At 73.2% G+C, this 9,414-nt stretch carries 8 protein-coding genes; 6 read left to right on the forward strand and 2 right to left on the reverse strand.

Annotated features, from left to right (window positions below; translation table 11 throughout):
- Window positions 1-71 precede the first annotated feature (71 nt).
- Window positions 72-746, reverse strand: coding sequence for a FadR/GntR family transcriptional regulator (locus ACFXDE_RS41180; RefSeq protein WP_380446243.1), 675 nt, complete (start codon window positions 744-746; stop codon window positions 72-74).
- Window positions 747-877: 131 nt separating this feature from the next.
- On the opposite strand from ACFXDE_RS41180, the gene ACFXDE_RS41185 reads away from it, so the two are divergent.
- The 3 genes from ACFXDE_RS41185 to ACFXDE_RS41195 all read left to right on the forward strand — a co-directional run bounded on the left by ACFXDE_RS41185 (window position 878) and on the right by ACFXDE_RS41195 (window position 3,091).
- Entirely contained in the window at window positions 878-2,161 is a 1,284-nt protein-coding gene (locus ACFXDE_RS41185) for a CynX/NimT family MFS transporter (RefSeq protein ID WP_380499352.1), read from the forward strand.
- 134 nt (window positions 2,162-2,295) lie between these two features.
- A complete protein-coding gene (locus ACFXDE_RS41190; RefSeq protein WP_380446241.1) occupies window positions 2,296-2,418 on the forward strand; it encodes an SGM_5486 family transporter-associated protein in 123 nt (40 codons plus the stop codon).
- A gap of 145 nt (window positions 2,419-2,563) precedes the next feature.
- Window positions 2,564-3,091 (forward strand): SixA phosphatase family protein, encoded by a 528-nt coding sequence (locus tag ACFXDE_RS41195; protein ID WP_380499353.1) that lies wholly within the window; start codon window positions 2,564-2,566, stop codon window positions 3,089-3,091.
- Window positions 3,092-3,194: 103 nt separating this feature from the next.
- Here ACFXDE_RS41195 and serB read toward each other — a convergent pair whose 3' ends face one another.
- Window positions 3,195-4,451, reverse strand: a complete 1,257-nt coding sequence (serB, locus tag ACFXDE_RS41200; protein ID WP_380446239.1) for a phosphoserine phosphatase SerB — start codon at window positions 4,449-4,451, stop codon at window positions 3,195-3,197.
- Between the two features lie 312 nt (window positions 4,452-4,763).
- Between serB and ACFXDE_RS41205 the strand changes: the two genes are divergently transcribed.
- The 3 genes from ACFXDE_RS41205 to ACFXDE_RS41215 form a co-directional block, all read left to right on the forward strand.
- On the forward strand, window positions 4,764-7,358 hold the full coding sequence (locus tag ACFXDE_RS41205; protein WP_380499354.1) for an FHA domain-containing protein: 2,595 nt from the start codon (window positions 4,764-4,766) through the stop codon (window positions 7,356-7,358).
- A 443-nt stretch (window positions 7,359-7,801) separates the two neighbouring features.
- Complete coding sequence (locus ACFXDE_RS41210; RefSeq protein WP_380446252.1) at window positions 7,802-8,899, forward strand: GAF domain-containing sensor histidine kinase; 1,098 nt, start codon at window positions 7,802-7,804, stop codon at window positions 8,897-8,899.
- Window positions 8,892-9,414, forward strand: a 523-nt coding sequence (locus tag ACFXDE_RS41215) for a response regulator (RefSeq protein ID WP_380499355.1), incomplete at its 3' end; no start/stop codon positions are given. The genes ACFXDE_RS41210 and ACFXDE_RS41215, both read left to right, overlap by 8 nt.

Raw genomic sequence — 9,414 nt, forward strand, 5'->3', positions numbered from 1 at the left:
CCGCGGGGGTGCCGGGCAGCGGCGTTCTCCGGCCTTCCCGGCGTTCTCCGTGCTTCCCCGTGGCGGGCGGATCAGGCGTCGGCGGTGCCGCAGGCCCCGATCGCCCGGCCAGCCTCGACGGAGGCGCGCTGGGCGTCGCCGGCCCGGATCGCGTCGAGGATCGTGTCGTGGCCGATGTAGCGCTCGGCGATCAGCTCGGGGCCGACGTCGTGCCGCAAGTGGGCGCGGGTCACCTCGCCGAGGTCGGCGTAGACGGCGGCCAGCACGTCGTTGTGGGCGGCGGCGACCACGGCCTGGTGGAAGGCGGCGTCGGCCTGGACGAAGTCCTCGGCGTCGCCGGAGTGCCAGGCGGCCTCGCGGCGGGCCAGCGCGGCGTCCAGGAGGCCGAGGTCGCGCGGGGTGCGGCGGACGGCCGCCAGGCCCGCGGCGGAGGTCTCCAGGGCCGCGCGCAGCTCGGCGACCTGCGCCTGGTCGGCGTCGGCGAAGCGGCGGTGCATGACGCCGGCCAGCTCGCTGGTGGCGAGGACGTAGGTGCCGGAGCCCTGGCGGATGTCGAGCAGTCCGTTGTGGGCGAGGGCGCGGACGGCCTCGCGGACGGTGTTGCGCGCGACGCCGAGCTGTTCGACCAGGGCGGCCTCGGTCGGGATGCGCGAGCCGACGGGCCACTCGCCGGAGGTGATCTGGGCGCGCAACTGCGCGATCACCTGGTCGGACAGCGGGGTGCGCCTCGGCGAGGACAGCGCCACGGGGGACTCCTAGCGGCTTCGGGGCGGTGGACGGGGCCCGGTGGACTCCGGCGGGCCGGTGGATGAACGGTCGGCACATCATGCCAATTCCGTGGTGCGTCAATTCATCCCATCATTCTATGATGGTGCCCATGCCTCCCGCAGCAGACACCACCACCACCCCCCGAACCGAGGTGCGGCCGCAGACCGAGCGGCCCACCGCCACCCCCAGCCCCCTCGTCGTCGGACTGTTCGCCGTCGCGATCGCCGCCGCCGCCTTCAACCTCCGTCCCGTCGTCACCAGCCTCGGGCCACTGCTCGACCAGGTCCGCTCCGGCCTCGGGATGAACGCCACGGTCGCCGGACTGCTCACCGCCGTGCCGTCGCTGTGCTTCGGCCTGTTCGGCTTCGCCGCGCCCACGATGGCCCGCCGGATCGGCCCGATCGCGGTGATCACCGCCGGCATGGGCGCGATCACCGCGGGCGTGCTGGCCCGCTCCTTCGCCGGCGGCACCGCGGTCTTCCTGCTGCTCACCGCGCTCGCGCTGGCCGGTGTCGCGGTCTCCAACGTGCTGATCCCGGTGGTGATCAAGCGCTACTTCCCGGCCAAGGTCGGTCCGATGATCGGCCTGTACTCCATGTCGCTGTCGGCCGGCACCTCCCTGGCCGCCGCCGTCACCGTGCCGCTGACCAGCGCCCTGGGCGGCGACTGGCGCTACGGCCTCGGCGTCTGGGCCGTCCTCGGCGCCGTGGCGCTGGTGCTCTGGACCGTCGTCGCCGTGGCCAAGCGCGAGCGCGGCGGGAAGGCGGGCGGGCCCGCCGCCGACAAGCTGCCGATCACCCGCAGCCGGACGGCCTGGGCGATGGCCTGCTTCTTCGGCCTCCAGGCCACCGGCGCCTACGTGGTCATGGGCTGGCTGCCGAAGATCTTCCAGGACGCCGGCGTCGACAAGGGCACCTCGGGCGTGCTGCTCGCGGTGACCATGGTGATCGGCGTGCCGGTCTCCTTCGTCCTGCCCAACCTGGCCGCCCGGCGCGGCGACCAGCGGCTGTTCGTCGTCGTGCTGGCCTCCTGCGGCATCGCCGGGTACGCCGGGCTCGCGCTCGCCCCGGCCGCGCTGCCGTGGGTGTGGGCCGTCCTGGTGGGCCTGTCCAACTGCGCGTTCCCGCTGGTGCTGACGATGATCGGGCTGCGCGCCCGGACCGCGGGCGGCGTCGCCCAGCTGTCCGCCTTCGCCCAGGGCGTCGGCTACCTGATCTCCATCCCGGGTCCGATCCTGATCGGCCGGATCTACCAGGTGACGGGCCAGTGGTACTGGCCGCTCGGCTTCCTCGCGCTGCTGCTGGTGCCGCAGATGCTGTTCGGCCTGCGGGCCGCGATGGCCCGGCACATCGAGGACGAGGCCCTGGCGCCGAAGGTGCCGGCCAAGGCCTAGAGGTTCGTCCACCTTCCCCGGCCCGTCGCCCGGTCGGCTCTGTGCGGCGGGGTCGGGCCGGGGAAGGTCAAGGGCCGGCCAAGGGCGAGGGGTCGGGGGTCGGCGGGCGCGTCCGGGGTGGGAGAATTCCGGACATGCCCGTTCTCGAACCGAACCCGACCGACGGCCGCAAGCAGCTCGGCCGCATCGCCCTGGCGTTTGCCGGCATCGTGGTGCTCGTGGCGATCATCGCCACGATCGCCGCCGGCATGGGCTGACCGGCCCCGCGACCCGGCCCGGGCCCCGGCCGTCCGGCGGGAGAACTCCCGGTGAACGGCGCATGATGGCACCCGCCACCCCTGGGAGTGGCGGCAACCGGGAGCATCGCGCCCCCGGACGGCTTTTCTGCCAAGCTTGCTGGGTATGAGCGCCGACACGCCCCGCAGGATCATCGTTCTCCGCCACGCCAAGGCCGACTGGCCCAACGGCGTCGACGACCACGAGCGGCCGCTGGCCGACCGGGGCCGCAACCAGGCCCCGGACGCCGGCCGCTGGCTGGCCGACTCCGGGATCAACCCCGACTTCGTGCTCTGCTCCACCGCCCTGCGCACCCGCGAGACGTGGAAGCTGGCGGCGCACGAGCTGCCCAAGCGGACCCGCAGGACCGTGTACGAGGAGCGGATCTACGAGGCCAGCCCGGGCGAGATCATCGCCGTCCTCCACGAGACCCCGGAGGAGTACGCGGACGTGGTGCTGGTCGGGCACAACCCGGGCGTGCTGGGCCTGACCCAGGTGCTGGCCGGCGACGCGGGTGACCGGGACGCGCTGGACCGGCTGCGGCTCGGCGGCTTCCCCACGGCGGCGATCGCGGTGCTCAGCTTCGGCGGCTCCTGGAAGGACGTCGAGCCGGGCGTGGCCGAGCTGGTCTCCTACCACACGCCGCAGGACTGACGCCCGGACGTCTCCTTCGACGGGAGCGACGTAAGGGGCGCGCGGACTCGGTCCGCGCGCCCCTCACCTTCGTCTCCGGCCGCCCGTGCGGGCATTCGGCGGACTACTCGGCCGGGCCGCCGTCGACGGTGTCGGCCGCCTCGACCTCCTCGCGGGTGATGCCGAGCAGGTACAGCACGGTGTCCAGGAACGGCACGTTCACCGCGGTGTCGGCGGCCTCGCGCACCACCGGCTTGGCGTTGAACGCCACCCCGAGGCCGGCCGCGTTCAGCATGTCGAGGTCGTTGGCGCCGTCGCCGATCGCGACCGTCTGCTCCAGCGGCACCTTGGCCTGCTCGGCGAACCGGGCCAGCCAGCGGGCCTTGCCCGCGCGGTCCACGATCTCGCCGACCACCCGGCCGGTGAACTTCCCGTCCGCCACCTCCAGGGTGTTGGCCGCCGCGAAGTCCAGCCCCAGCTGCTCCACCAGGTGGTCGGTGACCTGCGTGAACCCGCCGGACACGATCGCCACCTGGAAGCCCAGGCGCTGCAGCGTGCGGATCAGGGTGCGCGCCCCCGGCGTGAACCGGACCTCCGCGCGCACCTTCTCCGTCACCGAGGCGTCCAGCCCGGCCAGCAGCGCCACCCGGGCGCGCAGCGACTCGGCGAAGTCCAGCTCGCCGCGCATCGCCGCCGCCGTCACCTCGGCGACCTCCTCCTCGCAGCCCGCGTGCGCCGCGAAGAGCTCGATCACCTCGTCCTGGATGAGCGTCGAGTCGACGTCCATCACCACCAGGCGCTTGGCGCGGCGCTCCAGGCCGGCCGCGACCACGGCGACGTCGACCCGCTGGGCCGCCGCCTCCTGGGCCAGCTCGCCGCGCAGCTCGTCGGTGGCGACACCGGACACGGCCAGCTCGACCGCCGTCACCGGGTACTTGGCGAGGCGGAAGACGCGGTCGATGTTGCCGCCCGCCGCGGTGATCCGGGAGGTGAGCGCCGAGACCGCGGCGGCGGTCAGCGGGTGGCCCAGCACCGTCACGTGCGAGCGGCCCTCGCGGCGCGGCCGGTTGTCGCCGATGCCGGAGATGATCTCGGCCTGGAGCTTCTGCTCCTCCGACCAGCGGTGCACGGTGGCCCGCAGGCCGCCCTCGGCGCCTGGCGCGGTGGGCGGGGTGACCAGGGCGCACAGCGTGATCCGGCCACGCGTGACGACCTGCTCGATGTCGATCACGTCGACGCCGAAGCCGGCCAGGGTGGCGAAGAGGCCGGCCGTGATGCCGGGGCGGTCCTTGCCGAACACCTTGACGAGCAGGGTGCGCTCGTCCTCGGTCCGGGGCTGCGAGGCGGGGGAAGGCTCAGCGGCCAAGGGCGATGCGTTCATGGTGGGTCCCACGCTACCGGGCGGGAAGGGCCCGCAGGGCACCCGTCCACCCCCCGGACGCACGGGTCGGGGGTGCCCGGAGCGTGTGTGCGGGAACCGGCCGACGTGCAGGTGACGGGGAGGTGGCGTGGGGGTGCGGCGAAGCCCGGGACACCGCGCCGTCCGCGAATCGTTGCCGCCTGGTCACAGTCCCCAGGGGCGACTTTCGTCGACGGTCCGTCGGCTGGAATGATTCCCCCGTCAGTTACAGGAAGTACGCACCCCCGGCCGGGGGACACAATCGGGGGACCGAGAGAGCGGGGCAGGCGAGCAGTGCCGCAACTCGTCATTGAGATCAACGGACAGCAGCGGACTCTGGAGCCGGGGCGGTCCTACACCATCGGGCGCAACCCGCAGTCGGACTTCCCGTTCGACGACGCGCGGGTCTCCTGGCACCACGGGACCATGTCCTTCAACGGGACCGGCTGGCAGCTGGACGACCACGGCAGCACCAACGGCACGTACGTCGCCGGTGCCCGGACCCAGCAGGCCCAGCTGTTCCCGGGCGCCGTCGTCAACCTCGGCAACCCGGAGAACGGCCCGCGCCTCTCCTTCTCGGCACCCGTCCAGTCCGCCGCCCCGCAGGCGCCTGCCTGGCACGAGGCCGCCACCAGCCGCAGCAACGCGCCGGCGCCGCAGCAGGCCGCGCAGCAGCAGGCGTGGGGGCAGCAGGCCCAGGACCCGTACCAGCAGCAGTCCGAGCCGTGGGCCGCGCAGCAGCAGGGCGGCTTGCCGCAGCAGCAGGCCGCGCAGTCGCCGTTCCCGCAGCAGCAGGGCTTCCCCGCCCAGCAGCAGGGCTTCACGCCCCAGCCCCAGCCGCCGCACGGCGGCGGTGGCGGCGGCCCGCAGCCGACGATGATCCGCAACCTGACGTCCGCGATGCGCACCGTCCGGATCGGCCGCGCGCTCGACAACGACATCGTGGTCTCCGACCTCCAGGTCTCCCGCCACCACGCCGAGCTGCGCCAACTGCCCGACGGCCGCTACGAGATCGTCGACCTCGGCAGCCACAACGGCATCTTCCTCAACGGCCAGCAGGTGCAGCGCCAGCTGATGGGCCCGCAGGACCGGCTGACCGTCGGCCACTCCAGCTTCGTGCTGGTCGGCGACCAGCTGCAGGAGTTCGTCGACGACGGCGCGGTCTCCTTCTCCGCCCGCCACCTGACCGTCGAGGTCGAGCACAAGGGCGCGAAGAAGATCCTGCTCAACGACGTCAGCTTCGGCGTCCCGGAGAAGTCCCTGGTCGCCGTCATCGGCCCGTCCGGCTCCGGCAAGTCGACCCTGCTGCGCGCCCTCACCGGCTACCGCCCGGCCGACCGCGGCGAGGTGCTGTACGACGGCCGCAACCTCTACAAGCAGTTCGCCGAACTCCGCTCCCGCATCGGCCTGGTGCCGCAGTCGGAGATCCTGCACCGCGAGCTGACCGTCCGCAAGGGCCTCAAGTACGCGGCCCAGCTGCGCTTCCCCGGCGACACCGAGGCCCGCGAGCGCGACGCCCGGATCGACGAGGTGCTCTACGAGCTGCGCCTGGACAAGCGCGCCGACAACAAGATCACCGCGCTCTCCGGCGGCCAGCAGAAGCGCGTCTCGGTCGCCCTGGAGCTGCTCACCAAGCCGTCGCTGATCTTCCTGGACGAGCCCACCTCGGGCCTCGACCCGGGCATGGACCGCGAGGTCATGCAGATGCTGCGCGGCCTGGCCGACGACGGCCGCACGATCCTCGTCGTCACCCACTCGGTGGCCGAACTGGCGCTCTGCGACCGCCTGCTGGTGATGGCGCCGGGCGGTTCGGTGGCCTACTTCGGCCCGCCGGACGAGGCGCTGCACTTCTTCGGCTACGAGACCTGGGCGGACGTCTTCCAGGCCTTCGAGAACTACCCGGACCACGACTGGGCCGGCCGCTACCGCGGTTCGGTGCACTACCAGCAGTACTCCGCCCCGACCGTCGAGGCGGGCGAGGTCCAGCACGTCCAGGTCGCCCAGGAGGCCATCAAGCCGCCCAAGCCGCAGAGCTGGGGCTCGCAGCTGTGGACCCTGATGCGCCGCTACATGTCGGTGCTGGCCTCGGACCGCGGCTTCCTCGCGCTGTCGGTGCTGCTGCCCGCGGTCATCGGCGCGGTCAGCGTGCTGATCCCCAACGAACCGGGGCTCGCGCCGAACCCCAAGTCGCAGCTCCACCTCAACAACGGGGCCGCGACGATCCTGCTGATCCTCGCGATCGGCGCCTGCTTCTCCGGCGCGGCCAACTCGGTCCGCGAACTGATCAAGGAACGGGCGATCTACGAACGGGAACGGGCCACGGGCCTGTCCCGCTCGGCGTACATGATGTCCAAGATCATCGTGCTGGGCATCTTCAGCGTGATCCAGGGCGCGATCATCTCCGCCGTCGGCTTCCTGCCGCGCAAGCTGCCCGCGCACGGTCTGATCGTCGCGAACACCCCGCTCGTCGAGATGACGATCGGCATGATCCTGCTGAGCTTCGCCGCGATGATGTTCGGGCTGATGATCTCCGCGCTGGTCAAGACCGCCGAGAAGACCATGCCGCTGCTGGTCATGTTCGCCATCATCCAGGTCGTCTTCACCGGCTGCCTCTTCCAGATCTTCGGCAAGCCCGGCCTGGAGCAGGTCGCCTGGCTGATGCCGGCCCGCTGGGGCACCGGCATCGTGGCCACCACGCTCGACCTGTCGCACCTCATGGGCCCCTGGAACAAGGACTTCCAGAACCCGAACTACGACCCGCTGTGGACGCACTCCGTCGCGCAGTGGTCGATCGACGCCGGCGTGCTGGTCGCCATCTCGGTCGTCATCGGCATCATCGTGACGCGCCTCCAGCGCCGGCACGAGCCCGAGGTCATGCAGAAGGGCTGAGGCCCGCGCCTGTCCGCCTGAGGGGCGGCTCTCCCGACCGGGAGGGCCGCCCCTCTTCGCGTTCCGGTCCTCGCGTTCCGGCTTTTTGCGCTCCGGTCTTCGAGTGGCGGGTCCTCGCGTTGCGGCCTTTGCGCTCCGGTCTTCGCGCTCCGGCTCTCGTGCTCCGGGCCCATCGGCCTAGGTCCCCGGACCTGCGACCTAGGCGGCTGCGGACGGACGCGGGGCCGGGGGCGCGGCGGTAGGTTGGCGGTATGTCCAGCGCGCCCAGTGACCACCGCCCGGCGGCCGGTCCGCTCACCGACGGTCCGCTCAGCGACGGTCCGCTCAGCGACGGTCCGCCGCTCGACGGCCGGATACCGGTCGGTCACTCCCACCACGACCGGCTGCCGGCCTGCGACCCCTGCCTGGCCGGCATCGAGGCGGTGAGCCGGGCGCTGCTCGCGATGAGCCGGCACCTGGAGGTCCGCGAGGTGCTGCGCCGCATCACCGCCTCCGCCCGGGAACTCCTCGGCGCCGAGTACGCGGCCCTCGGCGTCCCCGACGACCACGGCGGCTTCGCCCAGTTCGTCGTCGACGGCATCACCGACGAGCAGTGGCGCGCCATCGGCCCGCTGCCCCGGCAGCACGGCGTGCTCGCCAAGATGCTCCACGAGACCGGGCCCACCCGGCTCGCCGACGTCCGTCAGGCCCCCGCGTTCGGCGGCTGGCCCGCCGCGCACCCCGAGATGGACGCCTTCCTCGGCATGCCCGTCCTCGACACCGACGCCGCCGAGGACGAACCGCAGGTCACCGGCGTCATCTTCCTCGCCAACAAGCGCGGCGGCGGCCTCTTCACCGACCACGACGAGGAGCTGCTGCGGATACTCGCCGCCCACGCCGCCCTCGCCCTCTCCAACGCCCGCCTCTACGAGCGCAGCCGGGAACTCACCCTGGCCGGCGAGCGCGCCCGCATCGCCCACGACCTGCACGACGCCGTCTCGCAGAAGCTCTTCTCGCTGCGGCTCACCGCCAAGGCGGCCGCCAAGCTCGTCGACCGCGACCCGGTCCGGGCCCGCGCCGAACTCGCCGAGGTCGCCCGGCTCGCCGCCGAGGCCGCCGACGAACTCCGCGCCGTCGTCGTCGAACTGCGCCCCGCCGCCCTGGAGGAGGACGGGCTCAGCGCCACCCTCGCCTCCCAGGTCCAGGTGCTCGACCGCGCCCACACTGCCGACGTCGCCTTCGTCGCCGACGGCGTCCGCGCCATGCCGCCCGCCCAGGAGGCCGCACTGCTGCGGGTCGCCCAGGAGGCGCTGCACAACGCGCTGCGCCACTCCGGCGCGCGGCGCGTCACCGTCACCCTGCTCGGCACGCCCGAGCGCGGGGCCGTCCTCCAGGTGCGGGACGACGGGCAGGGGTTCGACCCGGAGTCCGTCCGCCGGGCCGGCAAGCACCTCGGACTGGCGTCGATGCGCGACCGCGCCGCCGCCGTCGGCGGCCGGCTCACCCTGGAATCCGCCCCCGGCCGGGGCACGCTCGTCGAGATGGAGGTCCCCGGTGCCTGACAGCACGCCACCGATCCGCGTCCTGCTCGTCGACGACCACCAGGTCGTGCGGCGCGGCCTGCGCACCTTCCTGGAGGTGCAGGACGACATCGAGGTGGTCGGCGAGGCCGCCGACGGCGCCGAGGGCGTCGAGCGGGCCCGCGAGCTCGACCCGGACGTCGTCCTGATGGACCTCAAGATGCCCGGCGTCGACGGGATCGAGGCGCTGCGCACGCTCAAGGGCGAGGGCAGCCGGGCCCGGATCCTGATCGTCACCAGCTTCACCGAGCACCGCACGATGGTCCCCGCGCTGCGGGCCGGCGCCGCCGGGTACGTGTACAAGGACGTCGACCCGGAGGCGCTCGCCGGGGCCATCCGCTCGGTCCACGCCGGCCACGTCCTGCTCCAGCCCGAGCTCGCCGAGGCGCTCCTCTCCGACGACGGCCCGCGCGCCCCGCAGGGCCGGGGCGGGACGCTCACCGAGCGCGAGCGGGAGGTGCTGGGGCACATCGCGGACGGGCGCTCCAACCGGGAGA

It is taken from the genome of Kitasatospora sp. NPDC059408 (assembly GCF_042751525.1).
GTDB lineage: Bacteria > Actinomycetota > Actinomycetes > Streptomycetales > Streptomycetaceae > Kitasatospora.

What these genes read in the sequence shown, in the direction of transcription:
- ACFXDE_RS41210 (WP_380446252.1), top strand. Translation starts at nt 7,802, where the DNA reads ATGAGCCGGCACCTGGAGGTCCGCGAGGTGCTGCGCCGCATCACCGCC.
- ACFXDE_RS41195 (WP_380499353.1), top strand. Translation starts at nt 2,564, where the DNA reads ATGAGCGCCGACACGCCCCGCAGGATCATCGTTCTCCGCCACGCCAAG.
- ACFXDE_RS41190 (WP_380446241.1), top strand. Translation starts at nt 2,296, where the DNA reads ATGCCCGTTCTCGAACCGAACCCGACCGACGGCCGCAAGCAGCTCGGC.
- serB (WP_380446239.1), bottom strand. Translation starts at nt 4,451, where the DNA reads ATGAACGCATCGCCCTTGGCCGCTGAGCCTTCCCCCGCCTCGCAGCCC.
- ACFXDE_RS41185 (WP_380499352.1), top strand. Translation starts at nt 878, where the DNA reads ATGCCTCCCGCAGCAGACACCACCACCACCCCCCGAACCGAGGTGCGG.